The organism is Bradyrhizobium sp. CCBAU 051011, from assembly GCF_009930815.1.
Taxonomy (GTDB): domain Bacteria; phylum Pseudomonadota; class Alphaproteobacteria; order Rhizobiales; family Xanthobacteraceae; genus Bradyrhizobium.
This window is the reverse complement of the sequence record NZ_CP022222.1, coordinates 2,338,997-2,360,613: the sequence shown is the minus strand read 5'-3', so window position 1 is coordinate 2,360,613 and position 21,617 is coordinate 2,338,997. Positions and strand designations below refer to the sequence as shown.

Here is a 21,617-nt window from a genome sequence, read left to right as displayed (position 1 = left end):
ACCGGTCTCCACTTTTCCGGATCATGCCCGCCTATTTCCACGCAAATTGTGGCTTATTCCGCAGCCTGCTTGGCACCCCGGACGCCCTGTGCCAGCGACGCCACCAGATCGGCCACCGCGGCCACCGTCTTGCTGGTCGCCTGCCCCTGCGTGTCGAGGCTGTCGCGCAACGCATCGACCAGGGCGGTGCCGACCACGGCGCCATTGGCCTTCTCGGCAATCGCGCGCGCCGCCTGCGGGGTGCGGATGCCGAAGCCGACGCAGACCGGAAGCTTGGTGTGGCGCTTGATACGGGCGACTGCATCGCCGACGGCCTTCGAATCGGCCGCGGCAGCGCCGGTGATCCCGGTGATCGAGACATAGTAGACAAAGCCGGAGGTGTTCGCGAGCACGGCGGGCAGACGCTTGTCGTCGGTGGTAGGCGTTGCGAGGCGGATGAAGTTGAGACCGGCCTTCAGCGCGGGAATGCAGAGCTCATCGTCCTCCTCCGGCGGCAGGTCGACGATGATGAGGCCATCGACGCCGGCGGTCTTGGCATCGGCGAGGAACTTGTCGACCCCGTAAATGTAGATCGGATTGTAATAGCCCATCAGCACCAGCGGCGTGGTGCTGTCCTCCTTGCGGAAGCCGCGCACCATCTCGAGCGTCTTCCGTAGGGTCATGCCGCCCTTGAGCGCGCGCAGGCCCGCAGCCTGGATCGACGGACCGTCCGCCATCGGATCGGTGAAGGGCATGCCGATCTCGATGATGTCGGCGCCGGCCTTGGGCAGCGCCTTGATGATGTCGAGCGAAGTCGCGGGATCGGGATCGCCGGCCATCAGGAAGGTTACGAAAGCCGAGCGGCCTTCTTTTGCGAGCTCGGCAAAGCGTGCGTCGATACGGGTAGTCACTGCTTCCTGCCTTTCAATATCTCCGTGATCTGCGGAATGTCCTTGTCGCCGCGGCCGGAAAGATTGACCACCATCAGATGGTCCTTCGGCCGCTTCGGCGCGAGCTCGGTAACCTTGGCGATTGCGTGCGCAGACTCCAGCGCGGGCGGAATGCCTTCCAGTCGCGACAGCAGCATGAAGGCGGCAAGCGCTTCGTCGTCGGTCGCGGAAAGATAGGTGACGCGGCCGGTCTCGTGCAGCCAGGAATGCTCCGGGCCGATGCCGGGATAGTCGAGCCCTGCCGAGATCGAATGCGCATCCTGGATCTGGCCGTCATCGTCCATCAGCAGATAGGTGCGGTTGCCGTGCAGCACGCCGGCCCGGCCGCCGGCGATCGAAGCGGCATGGAGTTGTGTCAGCCCGTGCCCCGCCGCTTCGACGCCAAAAATTTCGACCGAGGGATCGTCGAGGAAGGGATGAAACAGGCCCATCGCGTTGGAGCCGCCGCCGATGCACGCGACCAGCGAATCCGGCAACCGCCCTTCGGCCTCCTGCATCTGCTTGCGCGTTTCGTCGCCGATCACCGACTGGAAGTCGCGCACCATCATCGGATACGGGTGCGGGCCTGCCACGGTGCCGATACAGTAGAAGGTGTTGTGCACGTTGGTGACCCAGTCGCGCAGCGCCTCGTTCATGGCGTCCTTCAGCGTGCGCGTGCCTGACTGCACCGGAACGACCTTGGCACCCAGCATCTCCATGCGAAACACGTTCGGCGCCTGACGGGCGACGTCCACCGCGCCCATATAGACCACGCATTCCAGACCAAAGCGCGCGCACAGCGTTGCGGTGGCCACGCCATGCTGGCCGGCGCCGGTCTCGGCGATGATGCGCTTCTTGCCCATGCGCCGCGCGACCATGATCTGGCCGAGCACGTTGTTCACCTTGTGCGAGCCGGTATGGTTCAGCTCTTCGCGCTTCAGATAAATCTTGGCGCCGCCGAGATGCTCGGTGAGCCGCTCGGCGAAGTAAAGCGGCGACGGCCGGCCGACATAGTCCTTGAGATAGCCGTTCATCTCGGTCTGGAATGACGGATCGGCCTTGGCCGCCGCATAGGCCTTTTCCAGATCGAGGATCAGCGGCATCAGCGTTTCCGCGACAAAGCGGCCGCCGAAATTACCGAAATGCCCGCGCTCGTCGGGGCCGGTGCGGAATGAATTGGGCAGGTTAGGATTCATCGGACCATCAGTTCTTCGCTGGCGCGCGCGGCGCGAATGAAATTGCGGATCAGCTCGGGATCCTTGACGCCGGGCGAGCTTTCGACGCCGGAGGACACATCGAAGCCGCCGGCGCGGGTGACGCGGACCGCCTCTGCCACGTTGGCGGCGGAAAGCCCGCCCGAGACCATGAACGGCAGTTGGAGGTCGAGCTTTTCCAGCACGTGCCAATCGAACACCGCGCCCAGCCCGCCGGGCCGCGTGGCGTCCTTCGGCGCGCGGGCATCGAACAGGATGCGATCGGCCACGCCGGCATAGCCCGGCAGCGCGGCGAGATCGGCCGACGTTTCGACCGCGATCACCTTCATCACCGGGAGCGAAAACTTCGCCTTGATGTCGCGCACCCGCGCGATAGTTTCCTTGCCGTGCAGTTGCAGGAGATCCGGCCGCAGCGTCTCGACGACGTTTTCCAGCGTCGCATCGTCGGCATCGACCGATAGCGCCACTTTGGCGGCGCGGCCCTTGGCCTGCCTGCCGAGTTCCCGCGCGGTCTCGAGGCTGAGATGGCGCGGCGACCGCGGAAAGAACACGAACCCCACCATGTCGGCGCCCGCTTCAAGCGCCACCTCGAGCGTCTCGCGCGTGGACAGGCCGCAAATTTTGACGAGCAGGGACATGGTTTCTCGGGCGCCTAGTTCGAGCCCCGTAACCGGCTGGAACCGGGGCTGACGGGGCGGGTTCTACAACGTCGCGCCCTGCTTGTCTCGCCCGGCGGCCCCATAGAATCCGTAACTAGAGGGCGCCGGAAGCCGCTGCTGATCGCCCCGGGACACCGCCGCCGCAGCCCGCAAATCGGCCGTTTCCGCCCTGGCACGACGGGCATCCGCCTCATGGTGGCGCGCCGCCCGGCGCCAGTGCCGCTGGCGGAACCAGGTCGCCATGCCGCCGGCCACGACCCCCAGAATGGCCACCGTAATGATCACGGCAAACAGCGGCATGCTCACCGCGATCGCCGGATCGGCCGCATTGAAAGGATCGAACGACACCGTCACGAAATGGCGGTTGGCGACCGCAAAGACGATGAAGATCAGCCCCAGGGGAATGACGACCAGCGCCGTGAAGAACTTTCGCATGACCATCTCTCGATATGATGGAGAAAGGCGGGTACGAGCCCCGCAACACGGCTACATCCAGTCAAAGCCCGGAAAAGCTTTACGCGCCGGCCTCGGGCGAGCTGTCGTCGCGGTTCAGCCGCTCGCGCATTTCCTTCCCCGTTTTGAAGAAGGGGACGCTCTTCTGGTCGACCGGCACATGCGCGCCGGTGCGTGGATTGCGGCCTGCGCGCGCCGGGCGATGCTTGACTGAAAAAGCGCCGAAGCCGCGCAGCTCGACACGGTCGCCGCGTGCTAGAGCCGCGACGATCTCATCGAGGATCGCGTTCACAATGTTCTCCACATCCCGCTGGTAGAGGTGCGGGTTGTGCTCGGCGATGCGCTGAACAAGTTCGGATTTGATCATCGAAGTTGGGATCCGGGATCGTGCGGATATCCATTTCCGTGAAAATACCTTGAACTGTCAAGACGCTAAATCACTTTTGGGCAACGCGATATGGCATGCCCAGCCGCCCGGAAGGGGTTTGTGACAACACCCGCGGTGCGGGAGAACGTGGCGAAGAGCAGCCGCTGCGGTTCAATTGGCGGCTGCAGGGCGCCACAACGCCAGCATGCCGTCGAGACTGAGCTGATCCACCGCTTGTGCAACGCCGGCCTGCTCGATCTGGCGCGCGATGGAACTCAATCCGAGCGCATCGAATGCGATGGAAGCTGCCGCGCGCAGGAAAGTCAGGTCGCCGAACTGCGGGGTGAGCTTGAAGTCGCGCACCGGCAGGTCGCTTTTGATCTTCTTTTCGGCCACCAGCCACGCAACGGCTGATTTTTCGTCGCCGAGTTGATCGACCAGCTTCAATTCGACCGCCTGGCGGCCGGTGAAGACGCGGCCATCGGCGACCTTTTCGAGCAGCGCCTCATCCATGCCGCGCCGATCCTTCACCAGGCCACGGAACCAGGCATAGGAATCCTTCACCAGCGCATCGAGCGCGGCGCGGGCCTCCGGGCTGGTCGGCTCGAAACCGTTGGGCGCAGCCTTTAACGGCGAGGATTTCACTTCCTCGACCTTGACGCCCACGGTCTTCATCAGCTCGGTGAAATTCGGAAATTGAAACAGCACGCCGATCGAACCGACCAGCGAGCTCTGGCGAGCAACGATATGATCGGCGGCGAGCGCCGTGATGTAACCGCCCGACGCGGCCAGCCCTTCGACCACCACGACCAGCGGCTTCTTGGCCTTCAGCCGCACCAGGGAATCATAGAGCTGTTCGGAGCCGGCCGTGGTGCCGCCCGGCGAATTGATATGCACGATAACGGCCACGTGGCTCGATTTCTCCAGCCGCTCCAGCGCCTCGACGCGCTGCTGGTCGCTGCGGATCAGCCCCTCGATATTGACACGCGCGATCGATCCCGACGCCGTCAGCGCAGCCGGACCGCTCCTGGTCGCGAGCACGCCGACGGTGACGATCGCGGCGATTGCAACCAGGCTGGCCACGACGCGCCAGAATGTCAGCTTCCGGCGGATCCTGCGGCGATCGACGATCACGTCCGAATCGAGCGACATCGAATTTCTCCTGAAATATCCCGGTCGTTTTGCATCTGCAGCGCTAGCGAAGCTTTACCTGATTACATCAATTGCGGTGCAATATGAAGAAAACAAGACCCCTGCCGTCCACGTCGTAGCCCGGATGGAGCGAAGCGCAATCCGGGGCAAGTTCATCCGCGGCAAGGACCCCGGATTTCGCTACGCTACATCCGGGCTACGGGAAGAGGGAAACAAAAAGGCCCCGGTTGAAACCGGGGCCTGATGTCGCAGACAGATAAGCGAGCGCTTACTTCTCGCGGTTCTTCAGCGCGGTGCCGAGAATGTCGCCCAGCGTGGCGCCCGAATCGGAGGAGCCGTACTGCGCGATGGCTTCCTTCTCTTCGGCCACTTCCAGCGCCTTGATCGAGACCTGCACCTTGCGGGCCTTCTTGTCGAACTGGATGACGCGGGCATCGACCTTCTCGCCGACGGCAAACCGTTCGGCGCGCTGATCGTTGCGGTCACGGGCGAGTTCGGAGCGCTTGATGAAGGTGGTGAAGTCGGTGCCCGAGATCTTCACCTCGATGCCGGCTTCCTTCACTTCGAGCACTTCGCAAGTCACGACTGCGCCCTTCTTGACGTCGCCAGGTTCTGCGAAGGGGTCCCCTTCGAGCTGCTTGACGCCGAGCGAGATGCGCTCCTTTTCGACATCGACGTCGAGCACCACGGCCTTGACCATGTCGCCCTTCTTGAAGTTGTCGATGACCTGCTCGCCCGGAAGTTTCCAGTCGAGGTCGGACAGATGGACCATGCCGTCGACGTCGCCGTCGAGACCCAGGAACAGACCGAACTCGGTCTTGTTCTTGACCTCGCCTTCGACGGTCGAGCCGACCGGGAACTTCTCGACGAAGACTTCCCAGGGGTTGCGCATGGTCTGCTTGAGACCGAGCGAGATGCGGCGCTTGACCGAATCGACTTCCAGAACCTGCACTTCGACTTCCTGCGAGGTCGAGACGATCTTGCCGGGGTGCATGTTCTTCTTGGTCCACGACATTTCCGAGACGTGGATCAGGCCTTCGATGCCCGGCTCCAATTCGACGAACGCGCCGTAGTCGGTGATGTTGGTGACGCGGCCGGTGAAGCGCGCGTTCAGCGGGTACTTGGCCTCGATGCCCTGCCACGGATCGTCCAGCAACTGCTTCATGCCGAGCGAAATGCGGTGGGTCTCGTGGTTGATCTTGATGATCTTGACCTTCACGGTCTGGCCGATGGTGAGCACCTCGGTCGGGTGATTGACCCGGCGCCAGGCGATATCGGTGACGTGGAGCAGGCCGTCGATGCCGCCGAGATCAACGAACGCACCGTAATCGGTGATGTTCTTGACCACGCCGTCGATCACCTGACCTTCTTCGAGGTTCTGCACCAGCTCCTGGCGCTGCTCGGCGCGGGTCTCTTCGAGAACCGTGCGGCGGGACACCACGATGTTGCCGCGGCGGCGATCCATCTTGAGGATCTGGAACGGCTGCGAGTTGTTCATCAGCGGCGCGACGTCGCGGATCGGACGGATGTCGACCTGCGAGCGCGGCAGGAAGGCAACGGCACCGTCGAGGTCGACCGTGAAGCCACCCTTGACCTGGTTGAAGATGACGCCGTGAACCTTCTCGTTGTTGTTGAAGGCCTTCTCGAGCTTGCCCCAGCTTTCCTCGCGGCGCGCCTTGTCGCGCGACAGCACGGCTTCGCCGAGCGCATTCTCGATCCTGTCGAGGAACACCTCGACTTCGTCGCCAACCTTGAGATCGCTTTCGCGGCCGGGGCCGGCGAATTCGCGCAACGCGACGCGGCCCTCGGTCTTCAGGCCGACGTCGATGACGGCCATGTCCTTTTCAATTGCAACTACCTTGCCCTTGATGACGGAGCTTTCCTGCAGATTGCCGCCGGCGAAGGACTCGTCCAGCATTGCAGCGAAATCGTCGCGGGTAGGATTATAAGAAGCAGCAGTCGAAGCCATATGTTCTCCAGATGCGGTATTGCCGGCCATTCGGGTTAAGGGACGCGTCGCGCGTGAAGTGTCAGGGGTCCGCAAACCCTAACGACCGCATTTTGCGGGAGTAGCGCAAAAGCGGGCCGGCAGCATGCCTGCACGTTCGATACGTTTGATTTATCCGGGCCTGAAAACCAGCGTGTCGACTTCAGGAGCCTGGAGCGGACTTTCCTCCAATGACGGCAGGGGCTGAAACCTCCTGCCGGCCCGCTCGGACAGCCCTGATCTTATCGACGGCGGCCCGGATGGCCGTGGATATAGCCCCAAGGGCCATTTTCGGCAAGCCGGAAATGGCCCGATTTACGGGCCCTTAAGGCTGACGGACGCTAACCATGAGCCCGCGCTTTGGGACCGCGCATTCAACCCCTTGTTGACCGCATGACGCGAAAGGTCCGCAAGCCCAAGCGAGATGGAACCCGCCCTTAAGCGCCCGCCCCACACGATGGCACGGGTCCAAAAACAGGGAGAGCTCCACCCATGAAGAGCCTGATCGCTCTGACCGCCTTCGCCGTCTTTACCGTCGCCGTGGCCGTTGCCGGCAAGCCGGCCGCTTTTGCGACCGACAAAGCGATTGCCGCTGCCAAGTCGAAGCCCGTCATGATGGCCGAACAGCAATTGCCGTTCGACCGCGCGCGCTCGAAGAACTGACAAAATCCAACTCAATTGAGAGGGCTTGAAGCCGCGGATGCCCTTGCCTCCTGCGGCACAGCCTGACCCGATACCGAAACTTCACCGCCTGGCGCGGACGGCCTCGACGATCGCAATGGCGGCGCTCACGCTGGCCTCGATATCGAGATTTGAGTTATCGAGGATATGGGCGTCGGCCGCGGCCTTCAGCGGTGCGGCCGCGCGGTTCTTGTCCCGTTCGTCGCGCTTCAGGATGTCCGCCAGTACCATCGCCTCGTCGGCGGCTTCGCCGCGCGCCAGCGCTTCCAGCGTCCGGCGCTGGGCCCGCACCTGCGGATCGGCAACGACAAAGATCTTCACGTCGGCATTCGGGCAGATCACCGTACCGATGTCGCGCCCGTCGAGCACGGCGCCCGGCGGGTCGGCCGCGAACTGGCGCTGAAAATTGACCAGCGCCTCGCGTACCCTGGGGATGGCCGACACGACTGAAGCTGCGTCGCCGATGCGCTGCGTTTTCAGCTCGGGATGGCCGAAATTTTCGGGATCGAGTTCCATCGCCACCGTGACGGCGCGCGCCTCATCGGTGAGATCAAAACCCTGATCCAGCAGCGCCTTCGCCACCGCGCGATAGATGACGCCGGTGTCGAGATGGCGATAGCCGTAATGGTGAGCGAGCCGCTTGCCGAGCGTACCCTTGCCGGATGCCGCCGGCCCGTCGATAGCGATGATCATGAGTGCCATGTGCACAGAGCGGCGATGATGGTCAAGACCGCGCGCCAAAGGTTATTGGACCGCCGTCTCGGGGACCGACGGCGTCTCCACTGAGGAACGTGAATTCCGCAGTGCGGACCGACGCGCCCCAGATGCGTCCAAATGTTTCCTCGCCCAGGCCGTTGACCCCCTTTAATCTGAATCTGCCCGGGAATTCCATTCAAGGATCTGCAGAAATAGCACCGGCGGGAGGGACACAATGAGCGCCATTTCACGACGTCGTTTTATCGGCAGCGCAGCCGCCGCCTCGGCGATCCCGCTGATCGGGACTTCGGCCCATGCGCAGACCGACTGGCCAACCAAGCCCATCAAGATCATCGCCGGCTATCCAGCAGGCGGGCAGACCGATTTGTTCGCGCGCACCTATGGCGAATATATCCGGACCGAGACCGGCCAGAACGTGACGGTGGAAAACAAGGCTGGCGCCTCGGGATCGGTCGCAGCGGTTGAAGCCAAGCGCGCCGCGCCCGACGGCTACACGCTGATGTTCACGATCTCGACGACCATGATCATGAACCGCGTTCTGATCAAAGACATCGCTTACGACGCCGAAAAGGATTTTGTCCTCGTCTCGATCATGCCGGCGGGCAGTCTGCCGTTCGTCGCCAGCGAAAAGACCGGCGCCAAGACCCTCGATGAATTCGTCGCCTATGCGAAGAAAGCCGAGAAGGTCAACATCGGCACCTATGGCGCCGGGTCATACGCGCACATGGCCGTCGCCGAGATGAACAAGCAGTACGGCCTCAAGATGGAAGCGGTTCATTATCGCGGCGAGGCACCGATGTGGACCGATCTTGCCGGCGGATTTATCGACGGCGCCCACGGCAGCTATTCCGCGGCACTGTCGGTCCTGCAAAGCGGCCGCGGCCATGCGGTCGCGGTTTCGCGCAAGCGGATGTCGACATTGCCGGATGTGCCGTCCTTCAAGGAACAGGGCGCAACATCGCGCATCTTCCAATTGACCGGCTTCCAGTGCTGCGCCGCTCCCGCCGGCACGCCGGCGGACGTCATTCAAAAACTCTCAAAACTCCTCGTCGCCGGCGGCAAGACCGAAAAGGTGCTGAAGGTCATGAAATCGTTCGGCGTCGATGACACCGCGATGACCTTCGAGGAGACGCAGAAATTGTACAGGGAAGAATCGCCGGTCTGGCTTGAGGCGGTGACGAGCCTTGGGCTTGCGCCGTCCTGAACCCAGCAAGCCCGCCTCTCACGAAAACCCCGCGCCCAGTGCGCGCATCATCGGAATGAAATCCGGGAAGCTCGTCGCGATGAAGGCGGTGTCGTCGACCTTGACCGGCTTGTTGGCGGCCAGTCCCATCACCAGCGCCGACATCGCGATACGATGATCCATGTGGGTGGCGACGAGACCGCCGCCCGGCACGTGGCCGCGGCCCTCGACGATCAGGTCATCGCCGGCAATCTCGACCCTGACGCCGTTGACGCGCAGCATGGCGGCAGTCGCCTCCAGCCGGTCGGATTCCTTGACGCGCAATTCCTGCAGGCCGCGCATGATCGTCGTGCCTTCCGCGAACGAAGCCGCAACCGCCAGCACCAGATATTCATCGATCATCGAGGGCGCGCGCTCCGGCGGCACCTCGACTCCGCGCAGTTTGGAGGCACGCACGCGCAAGGTGGCCATCGGCTCGCCGGCGTCGCCGCGAACATCGTGCTCTTCAATGGACGCGCCCATCTCGCGCAGCGTCGTGAACAGGCCGGTGCGCAGCGGATTGGTCATGACATCGGAGAAAACGATGTCGGAGCCCTCGACGACCAGCGCCGCCACGACCGGAAATGCCGCCGACGACGGATCGGCCGGCACCACGACCTCGGCGCCATGCAGTTCGGGCTGGCCGGTGAGCGCGATCTTGCGGCCGTGGCTGCCTTCCCTGGCCGAGACGATCTCGGCGCCGAAATGTTTCAGCATCAGTTCGGTGTGGTCGCGGCTGGCTTCCTGCTCGATGACGGTGGTGACGCCGGGCGCGGCAAGCCCCGCCAGCAGCACTGCCGACTTGATCTGGGCCGAGGCCACCGGAGTCCGATAGAGAATCGGCACGGGATCGCGCGCGCCATGCAGCGTCAGCGGCAGGCGGCCGCCTTCCCTGATCTCGCCGGCCTTGGCGCCCATCAATTCGAGCGGATCGAGGATCCGGCGCATCGGCCGGGAGCGCAGCGAGGCATCGCCGTCGAACACGGCCGAGATCGGGCAGCCCGCCACCGCCCCCATCACCAGCCGGCACCCGGTACCGGAGTTGCCGAAATCGAGCGGGGAGGCTGGCTGGGCGAAGCCGGCCACGCCGACGCCTGCGACCTTCCAGGCAAACGGTCCGGACCGCTCGACCTTGGCGCCCAATGCCTGCATGGATTTGGCCGTGTTGAGGACGTCTTCACCCTCCAGCAGGCCTGAAATGCGGGTTTCGCCGACCGAAAGTGCCCCCAGAATGAGGGCGCGATGCGAAATCGACTTGTCGCCGGGAACGCGGACTTTCCCGGTCAGGGGGCCGCCGGCGCGGGATTCCAGCGGGGTTTGGGCGGTTGAGTGGGTCAAGATTGTGGTCCTCTGCGGGGGCCGCAGTATCACATGGGCCCCAGCACGTCACGCTGCCGTCAAATGCGACAAACTGCTATTGACACCAGCCCCTCAACTAGCCAAGTGAAGCACCGTTTTTCAGAATTTCCCAGGATCCACACGTGGCTAAATCCGATCTCGGAACCAAACGTATTTGCCCGACGACGGGTAAGAAATTCTACGACCTGAACAAGAACCCGGTGATTTCGCCCTACACTGGCGAGGTCGTGCCGATTGCGCCGATTGCGCCGCCCCGGGCCGCCCGTGGCGATGCCGCACGCGCCGCTGCCGCCGCGACCACCGCTGCCGACATGCCGGAGCCCGCCGAGGCCGAAGAGTTGGTCTCGCTCGAGGAGGCCGATGCCGAGGAGAACACCGGCAAGGTCAAGGCCGTGGTTCCCGAATCGGAAGACGACATCGAGATCGATGAGACCATCGAGGACGATGACGACGACGATTCCACCTTCATTCCGGACGAGGAAGAAGGCGACGAAGACGTTACCGACATCATCGGCGACGTCGGAGGTGATGAAGAGACTTGAGATCGTCCCTGAACTGTGGTTGAGGGACATGCCCGCACGCCGAATTTGAGGCGCGCGATTCTTAAGGGGCCATAGCTCAGCTGGGAGAGCGCTTGCATGGCATGCAAGAGGTCGGCGGTTCGATCCCGCCTGGCTCCACCAGCCTTCGCTTACTTCGCAAGCTACGGCTCGGCAAGCCAGCCGAGCTCCATCGTAGCGAAGCAAGCGAAGGCTGCCGCGGCGTAGCCCGAAGGGCGAAGCCGGGCCTCGGCAAGCCTATCGGTCGAGTGTAGGCTGGACGGCGGGGGCGATCCGCCATGAAGTACGTCTACATTCTCGAAAGTCTCGACTCGCTACATTTCTACGTTGGAATTACCGATGACCCACGTGCGCGACTGGCCAAGCACAATGCTGGTGAAGTCCCGCACACATCGAAGCATGGACCGTGGAGGATCAAGACTTACGTGGCCTTCAGCAATGCGGCGCAGGCGTTCGCCTTCGAAAGGTATCTGAAGTCGGCGTCCGGCCGCGCCTTCTCCAAGAAGCGCCTCTAACCGCCCACCCCCTACTCCCCCAGCACCGCATTCAGCCGGTCGCGCAGCGCGACGATCTCGTTCTTCATCGCCACGAGTTCGCCAACCGAGCAGGCTGACGCCGCCAGAATCGATTGCGGCACGGCCCTCGCTTTTTCCCTGAGCGACTCGCCCTTGATCGTCAACGCGATCAGCACCTGCCGCTCGTCCTCGGTGCTGCGGGTTCGCTTGATTAGGTCGGCGGCCTCCAGCCGTTTGAGCAGCGGCGTCAGCGTGCCGGAATCCAGGAACAGCCGTTCGCCGATATCCTTCACCGGCACGCCGTCGCGCTCCCACAGCACCAGCATGACGAGATATTGCGGATAGGTCAGGCCGAGCTTGTCGAGCAGCGGCTTGTAGACGCGATTGAACGCGTGCGCGGTGGAATACACCGCGAAGCAGATTTGATTATGGAGCCGGAGCGGAAGGTCCGCCGAAGATTTCCTGGCCATCACGACCTCGTTAACGGGCAGCGCCCGGGCGCTGATTTGGGAACCTAAACGCTTGATTTCAATTGCATACAATCAAATTGTGCCGCCCGCAATATTTTATATTGCGCACAATCTAATTGTGTGCAATACATAGGCCATCGAAACGGCAGACCCAAGGGAGATCACCATGTCCGTGAACGTGCTCTACAAGACCAGCGCCAAAGCCACCGGCGGCCGTGACGGCACTGCCGCCACCCTCGACGGCGCGCTCGACGTCAAGCTCGCGACCCCGAAGGAGCTCGGCGGCGGCGGTGGCGCCGGCAACAATCCCGAGCAGTTGTTCGCGGCCGGCTATGCCGCCTGCTTCATCGGTGCGATGAAGTTCGTCGCTTCCCAGGGCGGTCCGAAGGTGCCCGCGGACGCGACCGTGACCTCCACCGTCGGCATCGGCCCGCGTTCGGAAGGCGGCTTTGGCCTCGACATCGATCTCGCCGTCTCGCTCCCCGGCGTTCCCAAGGCGGAAGCGGAAGCGCTGGTGGCGAAGGCGCACCAGGTGTGCCCCTACTCCAACGCCACCCGCGGCAATGTGGATGTCCGCCTGGCGGTCGTATAACGACCGGCCGTCGTCTGACAACACGATCCGGACGGCCCGCCGCTGCTATCGACGGGCCGTTCGCCCCGCGGAATTTTTGCGAGGTTGCTACCGCGTCATGCGGCTGTGCGCGCGACGCCATTGCCGCCGCGCCTGAAGACCGCTAGCTCAGGACCTCCATTCTCATCCTGAGCGAAGGTTTTCTCCATGAGTTCTACCGGCGCAATGACCGGCCTGCGCGTGATCGACCTGACGCGCGTGCTCGGCGGCCCCTATTGCACGCAAATCCTCGCCGACCACGGCGCCGACGTGATCAAGGTTGAACCGCCGGCCGGCGACGAGGTGCGCGACTGGGGCCCTCCTTTCCATGATGAGGACGCGGCCTATTTCGTCGGCATCAACCGCAACAAGCGCTCGATCGGGCTCGACCTCGCTTCCGAAGGCGGGCGCGCCGTGCTGATGAAGTTGCTGGAGACCGCCGACGTCCTGATCGAGAATTTCAAGCCGGGCACGCTCGACAAATGGGGCATCGGCAACGACGTGCTGCGCGCGAAATTTCCAAAGCTGGTGCATTGCCGGATTTCCGGCTTCGGCGCCGACGGCCCGCGCGGCGGCAATCCCGGCTATGACGCGATCATCCAGGCCATGACCGGCATGATCGCGGCGACCGGCTCGCCCGAAAGCGGCCCGATGCGAATCGGCGTTCCGCTGGTCGACATCACCACCGGGCTTTATGCGGCGATCGGCATCCTGATGGCGCTGTCGGAGCGGCAGCGTTCCGGTTTGGGACAGTTTCTAGAAACCACGCTGTATGAAACCGGCCTCGCGATCATGCATCCACATACCGCGAATTATTTCATGCATGGTAAGCCACCGGGCCTGACCGGCAACGAGCACCCGAACCTAGTGCCGTATGCGATCTTCCCGACCAAAACCGACAACATCTTCATCGGCGTCGGTAATGACGGCACCTTCCGCAAGCTCGCCAAGGAAATCGGCAAGCCCGAGCTCGGTACCGATCCGCGCTTTGCCCGCAACAAGGACCGGATTGCCAACCGCGACGCATTGCGCGCCGAGCTTGCCGCCGTGTTCAGCCAGCACGAGGCCGAGCCGCTCTGCAATCGCCTGCTGGCCGCCGGCCTGCCGGCCGGTCCGGTGCAAAAAATCGACCAGGCCCTGACCAATCCTCATACGCTGCATCGCGGCGATATCATCGAAAAGGACTGGTACAAGGGCGTCGCCTCCCCGATCCGGCTGGAGCGGACCAAGCCGAGCCTGCGCCGGACGCCGCCGAAATTCAGCCAGCACACATCAGAGGTGCTCGGCGAGTTCGGCTATTCCAAAGACGAGATCGCGGCGCTGGTCGCCAAGGGCGCGGTCTGCGGCTCCGACCGCAAGCGCTGACGGTTTCGTGTCCCGGGCGCGGTGCAGCCTAGGCGATGCGCAGCATCGTCCGGCAACGCTGCTCCGCAGACCCGGGGCACGTCACCGCTATTCGCCGCAGGCGTAAACGTCCCCTTCGCCTATTTTCCGGCTTCCCTCGGCGCACGCTTTCCCACTACCATCCTTTCGCTTATAGGGTCATTTGCACGTCATCCAGCGCTGTTATCGCGCGAAACGAAGGTGACGACCCCAACCCGGAGGAATTCCATGGCACTTCGACAATTCAGCGCAGCGGCGGCAGTGACTGTTGCGCTGGCGCTCGCAACGCCTGCCCACGCTGTGACCGAGATCCAGTGGTGGCACGCCATGACCGGCGCCAACAATGACGTCGTCAACAGGCTTGCCGAGGAATTCAATGCCAGCCAGGCCGACTACAAGGTCGTGCCTTCCTACAAGGGCAATTACCCCGACACGATGAACGCCGGCATCGCCGCGTTCCGCGCCGGCAACGCGCCGCACATCATCCAGGTGTTCGAGGTCGGCACCGCCACCATGATGGGCGCGACCGGCGCCATCAAGCCGGTCTACCAGCTGATGAAGGACGCCGGCGAGCCGTTCGACCCCAAGGCGTACCTGCCCACCATCACCGGCTATTACTCGACCTCGAAGGGCGACATGCTGTCGTTTCCTTTCAACTCGTCCTCCATGGTGATGTGGATCAACAAGGATGAACTGAAGAAGGCCGGCGTCGCCGATATCCCGAAGACCTGGCCGGAGGTGTTCGACGCCGCCAAGAAGCTCAAGGCCGCCGGCCACGACACCTGCGGCTTCTCCAACGCCTGGGCAAGCTGGGCGCATATCGAGCAGTTCTCGGCCTGGCACAACGTGCCGATCGGCACCAAGGCCAACGGCCTCGACGGCTTCGACACCGAGCTGAAGTTCAACTCGCCGCTGCACGTCAAGCATCTGCAAAACCTCGTCGACCTGCAGAAGGACAAGACCTACAGCTATGGCGGTCGCACCAGCGCCAATGAGGCGCGCTTCTCTTCCGGCGAATGCGCAATCTTCCTGACGTCGTCGGGCTACTATGGCACCGTGAAGGCCACCGCCAAGTTCGACTTCACCTCCGCGCCGATGCCGTACTATCCGGACGTCGCCGGCGCGCCGCAGAACTCGATCATCGGCGGCGCTTCGCTGTGGGTGATGGGCGGCAAGAAGCCGGAAGATTACAAGGGCGTCGCCAAGTTCTTCACCTTCCTGTCGGACACCGGCCGCCAGGCCAAGCTGCACCAGGAGTCCGGCTACCTGCCGATCACCAAGGCGGCCTACGAGAAGTCGATCAAGGAAGGCTTCTATGAGAAGAACCCGGTCCTGCAGACCCCGTTGAAGGAGCTCACCAACAAGGAGCCGACCGAGAATTCCCGCGGTCTGCGCTTCGGCAACATGGTGCAGATGCGCGACCTCTGGGCCGAGGAGATCGAGGCAGCCCTCGACGGCAAGAAGACCGCCAAGGAAGCGCTCGACGCGGCCGTCTCTCGCGGCAACGCAATGTTGCGTACCTTCGAGAAGACTGCAAAGTAAGCGATCTGAAGGCTCACTACCGGCGCTCCCTCCCGTGACCCGGGAGGGGCGCTTGCATCACCCGGCAGACCGCGACGCCTGAATGGAAAAGTCCACCGTCTTCAACAACCGCCTGCTGCCTTATCTGCTGCTGCTACCGCAGCTCGTCATCACGGTTGTCTTCTTCTATTGGCCCGCAAGCCAGGCGATCTGGCAATCCTTCCTGCGCGAGGACGCGTTCGGCCTCGTCTCCGAGTTCGTCGGGCTGGAAAACTATCAGGCGCTGTTCGCTCAGCCGGAATACTACAAGGCGATGCTGACGACGGTGATCTTCTCGACGCTGGTCGCCGCACTCTCGTTGTCCATCGCGCTGCTGTTCGCGACGCAAGCCGACAAGAATCTCAAGGCGGGCGGCCCTTACAAGACGCTGATGATCTGGCCCTATGCGGTGGCGCCGGCGGTGGCCGGCGTGCTCTGGTTCTTCATGTTCCAGCCCTCGCTCGGCATGCTCTCCCGCCCGCTGCGCGGCATGGGCATTGACTGGAATCCGCTGCTCAACGGCAACCACGCCATGACCCTGGTGGTGATGGCGTCGGTGTGGAAGCAGATCTCCTACAATTTTCTGTTCTTCCTGGCCGGCCTGCAGGCGATCCCGAGGAGCGTGATCGAGGCCGGCGCCATCGACGGCGCCCGTCCGATGCGCCGCTTCTGGACCATCGTCTTCCCGCTGCTGTCGCCGACGACGTTCTTCCTGCTGGTGGTCAACATCGTCTATGTCTTCTTCGACACGTTCGGCATCATCGACGCCGTCACCGGCGGCGGACCTGCCGGCGCCACCACCACCATGGTCTACAAGGTCTACGCCGATGGCCGTCTCGGCGGCGACCTCGGCGGCTCGGCCGCGCAATCGGTCGTGCTGATGGTCATCGTGATCGCGCTGACCGCGGTCCAGTTCCGCTATGTCGAACGCAAGGTGCAGTACTGATGGTCGAGCACCGTCCCCTGAGTGATTTCATCGCCTACGCCATCCTGACGCTGGGCGTGCTTATCGTCGCCTTCCCGGTCTATCTCGCGCTGATCGCCTCGACCCATGACGCCGCGACCGTGGTCGGCGGCCATATGCCGGCAACGCCCGGCAGCCAAACGCTGGAAAACTACTACCGAGCCATCTTTGTCGGCGGCTCGCGCACTAGCCGCGAGCCGGTCGCCAACATGCTGATCAATTCCTTTGTCTCGGCGATCGGCATTGCCGTCGGCAAGATTTTTATCTCGATCCTGTCGGCTTACGCGGTGGTCTACTTCCGCTTTCCCTTCCGCAAGACAGCGTTCTGGATTATCTTCATCACGCTGATGCTGCCGGTGGAAGTTCGTATATATCCAACCTACAAGGTGGTCGCTGATCTCCGCATGCTCGACACCTATGCCGGGCTGATCCTGCCGCTGATCGCGTCCGCCACCGGCACGCTGCTGTTCCGGCAATTCTTCATGACCGTGCCCGATGAACTGCTGGAAGCTTCGCGGATCGACGGCGCCGGCCCGTTCCGCTTCTTCTGGGATACGCTGCTGCCGTTGTCGGTCACGACCATGGCGGCACTGTTCGTGATCCAGTTCATCTATGGCTGGAATCAATATCTCTGGCCGCTTCTGATCACCACGCAGGATTCGATGCAGACCATCGTGATCGGCATCAAGAAGATGCTTGTGACCACCGATGAGCTTGCCGAATGGCAGCTCGCGATGGCGACGACGGTCCTTGCCATGCTGCCGCCGGTCGCGGTGGTCATATTCATGCAGCGGCTGTTCGTGCGCGGCCTGGTCCAGACGGAGAAGTAAGGTAGTCATGGCCAACGTCACGCTTCGCAACGTCCGCAAAACCTATCTTGGTGGCTTCGAGGCCATCAAGGGCATCGATTTCGAGGTCGGCGACGGCCAGTTCTGCGTGCTGGTCGGCCCTTCCGGCTGCGGCAAGTCCACGCTCTTGCGCATGGTGGCGGGGCTGGAGACCATCACCGGCGGCGAGATCGATATCGGCGGGCGCGTCGTCAACCAGATCGAGCCGGCCGACCGCGACATCGCGATGGTGTTCCAGAACTACGCGCTCTATCCGCATATGAGCGTCTACAACAACATGGCCTACGGTCTGCGCAACCGCCGCATGCCCGAGGGCGAGATCAAGACGCGCGTCACGGAAGCCGCCCGCATCCTCGAACTTTCGGCAATGCTCGACCGCAAGCCGCGGCAATTGTCCGGCGGCCAGCGCCAGCGCGTGGCGATGGGCCGCGCCATCGTGCGGCAGCCGAAAGTGTTTCTGTTCGACGAGCCGCTGTCTAACCTCGACGCCAAGCTGCGTATCGCGATGCGGGTCGAAATCCGCAAATTGCAGCGCCGCCTTTCGACGACCTCGATCTACGTCACCCACGACCAGCTCGAGGCGATGACGCTGGCCGATATCCTCGTGGTCATGAATGGCGGCCAGGTCGAGCAGATCGGCAATCCGCTGGAGATCTACCAGAAGCCGGCGACCACCTTCGTCGCCTCCTTCATCGGCGCCCCGCCGATGAATCTGATGCCGCTGCGCTCGGACGAACTGAAATCGCAACTGGCCAATGATGCCCGCATTGGTGACGCCGGCATCTTGGGCATCCGGTCCGAGGATTTCGTCATCACGAACGAGACGGTAACCGGCGGCGTCGCGCTCGGCCTCACCGTGGAAGCGATCGAGCGCGTCGGCGCCGAAACCTTCGTCTACGGCACAAGGCAGAAGGAGGAGCAGGGCGTCGCCGCCACCCCGGGCGAACTGCCGCCGGGCGAAATCATCGTGCGGATTCCCGGCGCCGTCGGCCCCGCCATCGGCGAGCGAATCAGGGCGGTGGCAGCTAGCGACAAGCTGCATCTCTTTACCGCCGATGGACGGAAGCGAGTTGGCGACTGACCCCGTCATTCCGGGATGGTCCGAAGGACCAGACCCGGAATCTCGAGATTCCGGGTTCGACGCTTCGCGCCGCCCCGGAATGACCGCCGAAAACACCCGCCGCGGCCGATTTACGCAGCTTTCAGAGGTGCTTGAACCGTCCCCAAATCACCCCCATATTGTTCCTTGACCGGACGGCAAGTCGGCCGGCCGGTTGAATGGGGCGCCGAAAGGGCCCCTCAAAGTCGCTTCGAGAGGACTTTGTGATGTCTCGTGTTCCTTCGTTATCCAGTCCGTTCCTGCTTGGGTTCGACGAAATTGAGCGTGCGCTCGATCGCGTCGTCAAAGGCGCCGACGGTTATCCTCCCTACAACATCGAGCGGTGCGACCGCGCCAACGGCCAGCCCGAACGGTTGCGCATCACGCTGGCGGTGGCGGGTTTTACCCGCGACCAACTCGATGTGACCACTGAGGAAAACCAGCTCGTGATCCGGGGCCGCCAGCAGGACGACAAGGCCCGGCAATACATCCATCGCGGCATCGCCGCGCGCCACTTCCAGCGTACCTTCGTGCTGGCGGAGGGGATGCTGGTGCTGGGCGCGGATCTGAAGAACGGGCTGCTGTCGATCGATCTTGCCAGGCCGGAGCCTGAAAGGGTCGTTAAGACAATAGCTATCAATGAGCACGAATAATGGAACAAGTAGCGGACTCGACCGCTTAGACCCAGAAGGAGTCGAGACCATGAGTGACGTGAGTGTGACCTTCGAATCCGAAAAGGTTTCCGTTGAAGCGCTGGCCCATCTAGGTGAAGGCCACATCGCCTACGTGAAACAAGTCCGTTCCGAGGATGTGCCGGGACTGTTTCCGCAGGCGCCGAAAATCGCGCCAGGGCTGAAACTGTTCGCGCTGCATGCCGCCGACGGCACCCCGATCATGCTGACCGACAGCCGGGAAGCTGCGATCGCCAACGCATGGAGCAACGAGCTTCAGGCCGTTAGCGTGCATTGACGCGGCGTTTGCCGCTGTCGCTGAAGCAGCACGTGCTGCTTCAGTCGCGCGGCGGCCGCCAAGAAGCGCTGCCGTGATGGCCGATTGAGGCCGCAACGAAAGAAAGTTCATCATACGCGGGCGCGTCCTCCAGGACCGGCCCGCGTATTTTTTGGTATTTTTGCGTCTCTTACGCCGCGCGAACGGTGGAGAGGAATTTCTCCACCTCGCCCTTGAGATGGTTGCTCTGTGCGAGCAGCGAGCGGGCCAGCCCGTGCACATGCGTCGAGGCAGCGCCGGTGTCGGTCGCGCCGCGGTTGACGTCGGTGATGCTGCCCGCGACCTGGGTGGCACCCTGCGCCGCCTGTTGCACGTTGCGCGAGATTTCCTGCGTCGTGGCGCCCTGCTCTTCCACGGCTGCTGCGATCGCCTGCGAGATTTCCGCGATGCGGCCGATCGTGCCGCCGATTTCCTGGATCGCCGACACCGACTGATTGGTCGCCGACTGCATCTGGCCGATCTGCTCGCTGATCTCCTCGGTCGCTTTCGCCGTCTGCGCGGCCAGCGCCTTGACCTCGGAGGCGACAACCGCAAATCCGCGTCCCGCCTCGCCGGCCCGCGCCGCCTCGATCGTGGCGTTCAGCGCCAACAGATTGGTCTGCTCCGCGACCGCGCTGATCATCTTGACCACTTCGCCGATCCGGCTGGCGGATTGGGCGAGATCGGCGATGCGCGCATTGGTCTGCTCGACCTGGCTGACCGCCTCGCACGATATCTTGTGCGAGTCCTGCACCCGGCGGCTGATCTCCGACACCGATGACGCCATCTCTTCCGCGGCGGCTGCGGCGGATTGCGCGTTGGCCGAGGATTGCTCCGATGCGGAGGCAACGGTTGCCGAAAGCACCTGGGTCACTTCGGCGGTCTTGGTCAGTTGTCCGGCCGACGATTCGAGTTCGGATGAGGCGGTCGATACGGTCTGGATGATTTTTCCGATCGCAGCATCGAATCCGTCAGCCATCTGCTGCATCGCGGCCTTGCGGTCGCCTTCCGCCTTCTGTTTCAGGTTCACCTGCTCCGATTCCATCGACTGAACGCGCAGCGCGTTGTCCCTGAACACCTGAACCGCGCGTGCCATCGCACCCACTTCGTCATCGCGGCTGAGCGCCGGGACCGAGACAGCGAGATCGCCGCCGGCAAGGCCTTTCATGACCGAAGTCATTTGCGCGATCGGACGAATGACGCCGAAGGCCACGCCGAAAATGCCGGCGCCGATGATAAGGAACACCACGGCAGAGACGCCCCACAGCACCCACGTGAAGGTGCTGACGCGCTCCGTCGCCGCGACTTCGGTCGCCGCATTCTGGTCGTTGGTCTGCTTGACGATATCGTCGATGATGGCGCGGTGCGCGGTGTAACGCGCCGTGATCTCGGCATAGGATTTCGCAGCCGCAGCGCTGTCGCCTTTGGCGAGCGCGGGCAACAGGCCCTCCTGGATCGCGGTCCAGAAGCGTTTCACTTCGCCGTCGGATTTGTCGACCAGCTTCGTCTTCAACACGGGGTCAAGATCGGATTTGACCCAGAAATCGCGCCGCTCGTCGTATTCCTTCTTGAGCTGCGCAAGCCGGTCACGATGTGCCGCAAGCTTCGCCGGATCGTGCAGCACGAGGGTCGCCTCGAGATAGGCTTCGATGACATATTCCGGCGGCGGCAGGATATCGGCAATGAGATCGTTGCCGAGCTTGATCTGGTTGTAGAGCGGGCCACCGACCTTGAGCTGTGACAGCCCGTAAACACTGGTGGCAATTACGGCACCGAGACCCAAGGCGGTAACCAATCCGAAAATCAATATCGCGCGCGAAATCGTCAGCCGCAGCGTCATGGCAATGTACTCCGGGCAAAATGGAAAATCCCAGCACCCGAAATAACCGCTATTTAGCTTAA

Annotated in this window: 23 protein-coding genes and 1 tRNA gene; 13 read left to right on the top strand and 11 right to left on the bottom strand. The window is 63.1% G+C overall.

Annotation, left to right across the window (positions count from 1 at the left end):
- Nucleotides 1-53: 53 nt before the first annotated feature.
- From trpA to rpsA, 7 genes are all read right to left on the bottom strand, one after another.
- Complete coding sequence (gene trpA / locus ACH79_RS11245) at nucleotides 54-890, bottom strand: tryptophan synthase subunit alpha (RefSeq protein ID WP_161851080.1); 837 nt, start codon at nucleotides 888-890, stop codon at nucleotides 54-56.
- Nucleotides 887-2,104, bottom strand: a complete 1,218-nt coding sequence (trpB, locus tag ACH79_RS11240) for a tryptophan synthase subunit beta (protein WP_161851079.1) — start codon at nucleotides 2,102-2,104, stop codon at nucleotides 887-889. Before trpB ends, trpA begins: the two co-directional genes overlap by 4 nt.
- Nucleotides 2,101-2,760, bottom strand: coding sequence for a phosphoribosylanthranilate isomerase (locus ACH79_RS11235; RefSeq protein ID WP_161851078.1), 660 nt, complete (start codon nucleotides 2,758-2,760; stop codon nucleotides 2,101-2,103). The genes trpB and ACH79_RS11235 overlap by 4 nt, the downstream gene beginning before the upstream one ends.
- A 63-nt stretch (nucleotides 2,761-2,823) precedes the next feature.
- Nucleotides 2,824-3,216: a lipopolysaccharide assembly protein LapA domain-containing protein gene (locus tag ACH79_RS11230; protein ID WP_161851077.1), complete on the bottom strand. Its 393-nt coding sequence runs from the start codon at nucleotides 3,214-3,216 to the stop codon at nucleotides 2,824-2,826.
- A gap of 79 nt (nucleotides 3,217-3,295) precedes the next feature.
- Nucleotides 3,296-3,601, bottom strand: coding sequence for an integration host factor subunit beta (locus ACH79_RS11225; RefSeq protein ID WP_057837498.1), 306 nt, complete (start codon nucleotides 3,599-3,601; stop codon nucleotides 3,296-3,298).
- Nucleotides 3,602-3,772: 171 nt separating this feature from the next.
- Nucleotides 3,773-4,753, bottom strand: coding sequence for a signal peptide peptidase SppA (gene sppA / locus ACH79_RS11220; protein ID WP_161851076.1), 981 nt, complete (start codon nucleotides 4,751-4,753; stop codon nucleotides 3,773-3,775).
- 268 nt (nucleotides 4,754-5,021) lie between these two features.
- The gene (rpsA, locus tag ACH79_RS11215; RefSeq protein ID WP_057837500.1) at nucleotides 5,022-6,722 is read right to left on the bottom strand and encodes a 30S ribosomal protein S1; all 1,701 of its coding nucleotides are present in this window, start codon (nucleotides 6,720-6,722) and stop codon (nucleotides 5,022-5,024) included.
- Between the two features lie 510 nt (nucleotides 6,723-7,232).
- Here rpsA and ACH79_RS11210 point away from each other — a divergent pair.
- Nucleotides 7,233-7,403, top strand: a complete 171-nt coding sequence (locus ACH79_RS11210; RefSeq protein ID WP_161851074.1) for a hypothetical protein — start codon at nucleotides 7,233-7,235, stop codon at nucleotides 7,401-7,403.
- 81 nt (nucleotides 7,404-7,484) lie between these two features.
- On the opposite strand, the gene cmk is transcribed toward ACH79_RS11210, so the two are convergent.
- The gene (cmk, locus tag ACH79_RS11205) at nucleotides 7,485-8,114 is read right to left on the bottom strand and encodes a (d)CMP kinase (RefSeq protein WP_161856314.1); all 630 of its coding nucleotides are present in this window, start codon (nucleotides 8,112-8,114) and stop codon (nucleotides 7,485-7,487) included.
- Nucleotides 8,115-8,352: 238 nt separating this feature from the next.
- Between cmk and ACH79_RS11200 the strand changes: the two genes are divergently transcribed.
- Nucleotides 8,353-9,342 (top strand): tripartite tricarboxylate transporter substrate binding protein, encoded by a 990-nt coding sequence (locus ACH79_RS11200; RefSeq protein WP_161851073.1) that lies wholly within the window; start codon nucleotides 8,353-8,355, stop codon nucleotides 9,340-9,342.
- Between the two features lie 18 nt (nucleotides 9,343-9,360).
- On the opposite strand, the gene aroA is transcribed toward ACH79_RS11200, so the two are convergent.
- Nucleotides 9,361-10,698, bottom strand: a complete 1,338-nt coding sequence (gene aroA / locus ACH79_RS11195; protein WP_161851072.1) for a 3-phosphoshikimate 1-carboxyvinyltransferase — start codon at nucleotides 10,696-10,698, stop codon at nucleotides 9,361-9,363.
- A 143-nt stretch (nucleotides 10,699-10,841) separates the two neighbouring features.
- On the opposite strand from aroA, the gene ACH79_RS11190 reads away from it, so the two are divergent.
- The 3 genes from ACH79_RS11190 (at nucleotide 10,842) to ACH79_RS11180 (ending at nucleotide 11,794) form a co-directional block, all read left to right on the top strand.
- The gene (locus ACH79_RS11190; RefSeq protein ID WP_161851071.1) at nucleotides 10,842-11,261 is read left to right on the top strand and encodes a TIGR02300 family protein; all 420 of its coding nucleotides are present in this window, start codon (nucleotides 10,842-10,844) and stop codon (nucleotides 11,259-11,261) included.
- Between the two features lie 65 nt (nucleotides 11,262-11,326).
- A tRNA-Ala gene (locus tag ACH79_RS11185) sits at nucleotides 11,327-11,402 on the top strand.
- 155 nt (nucleotides 11,403-11,557) lie between these two features.
- A complete protein-coding gene (locus tag ACH79_RS11180; protein WP_161851070.1) occupies nucleotides 11,558-11,794 on the top strand; it encodes a GIY-YIG nuclease family protein in 237 nt (78 codons plus the stop codon).
- Nucleotides 11,795-11,805: 11 nt separating this feature from the next.
- Here ACH79_RS11180 and ACH79_RS11175 read toward each other — a convergent pair whose 3' ends face one another.
- Complete coding sequence (locus tag ACH79_RS11175; protein ID WP_161851069.1) at nucleotides 11,806-12,264, bottom strand: MarR family winged helix-turn-helix transcriptional regulator; 459 nt, start codon at nucleotides 12,262-12,264, stop codon at nucleotides 11,806-11,808.
- Nucleotides 12,265-12,430: 166 nt separating this feature from the next.
- Here ACH79_RS11175 and ACH79_RS11170 point away from each other — a divergent pair, with 166 nt between their 5' ends.
- From ACH79_RS11170 to ACH79_RS11135, 8 genes are all read left to right on the top strand, one after another.
- Nucleotides 12,431-12,856: an organic hydroperoxide resistance protein gene (locus tag ACH79_RS11170; protein WP_161851068.1), complete on the top strand. Its 426-nt coding sequence runs from the start codon at nucleotides 12,431-12,433 to the stop codon at nucleotides 12,854-12,856.
- 186 nt (nucleotides 12,857-13,042) lie between these two features.
- Complete coding sequence (locus ACH79_RS11165) at nucleotides 13,043-14,239, top strand: CaiB/BaiF CoA-transferase family protein (protein WP_161851067.1); 1,197 nt, start codon at nucleotides 13,043-13,045, stop codon at nucleotides 14,237-14,239.
- A gap of 246 nt (nucleotides 14,240-14,485) precedes the next feature.
- On the top strand, nucleotides 14,486-15,799 hold the full coding sequence (gene ugpB / locus ACH79_RS11160) for a sn-glycerol-3-phosphate ABC transporter substrate-binding protein UgpB (protein ID WP_161851066.1): 1,314 nt from the start codon (nucleotides 14,486-14,488) through the stop codon (nucleotides 15,797-15,799).
- A gap of 82 nt (nucleotides 15,800-15,881) precedes the next feature.
- Nucleotides 15,882-16,763 (top strand): sn-glycerol-3-phosphate ABC transporter permease UgpA, encoded by an 882-nt coding sequence (gene ugpA, locus ACH79_RS11155; RefSeq protein ID WP_161851065.1) that lies wholly within the window; start codon nucleotides 15,882-15,884, stop codon nucleotides 16,761-16,763.
- Nucleotides 16,763-17,611, top strand: a complete 849-nt coding sequence (gene ugpE / locus ACH79_RS11150) for a sn-glycerol-3-phosphate ABC transporter permease UgpE (RefSeq protein WP_161851064.1) — start codon at nucleotides 16,763-16,765, stop codon at nucleotides 17,609-17,611. Before ugpA ends, ugpE begins: the two co-directional genes overlap by 1 nt.
- Before the next feature lie 7 nt (nucleotides 17,612-17,618).
- On the top strand, nucleotides 17,619-18,710 hold the full coding sequence (locus ACH79_RS11145) for a sn-glycerol-3-phosphate import ATP-binding protein UgpC (RefSeq protein ID WP_161851063.1): 1,092 nt from the start codon (nucleotides 17,619-17,621) through the stop codon (nucleotides 18,708-18,710).
- 245 nt (nucleotides 18,711-18,955) lie between these two features.
- A complete protein-coding gene (locus ACH79_RS11140; RefSeq protein WP_057839164.1) occupies nucleotides 18,956-19,381 on the top strand; it encodes an Hsp20 family protein in 426 nt (141 codons plus the stop codon).
- Between the two features lie 49 nt (nucleotides 19,382-19,430).
- Nucleotides 19,431-19,697, top strand: a complete 267-nt coding sequence (locus ACH79_RS11135) for a DUF1150 domain-containing protein (protein ID WP_028347912.1) — start codon at nucleotides 19,431-19,433, stop codon at nucleotides 19,695-19,697.
- 169 nt (nucleotides 19,698-19,866) lie between these two features.
- Here the strand turns inward: ACH79_RS11135 and ACH79_RS11130 are convergent, their stop codons facing one another.
- A complete protein-coding gene (locus ACH79_RS11130) occupies nucleotides 19,867-21,555 on the bottom strand; it encodes a methyl-accepting chemotaxis protein (RefSeq protein ID WP_202639218.1) in 1,689 nt (562 codons plus the stop codon).
- Nucleotides 21,556-21,617 lie beyond the last annotated feature (62 nt).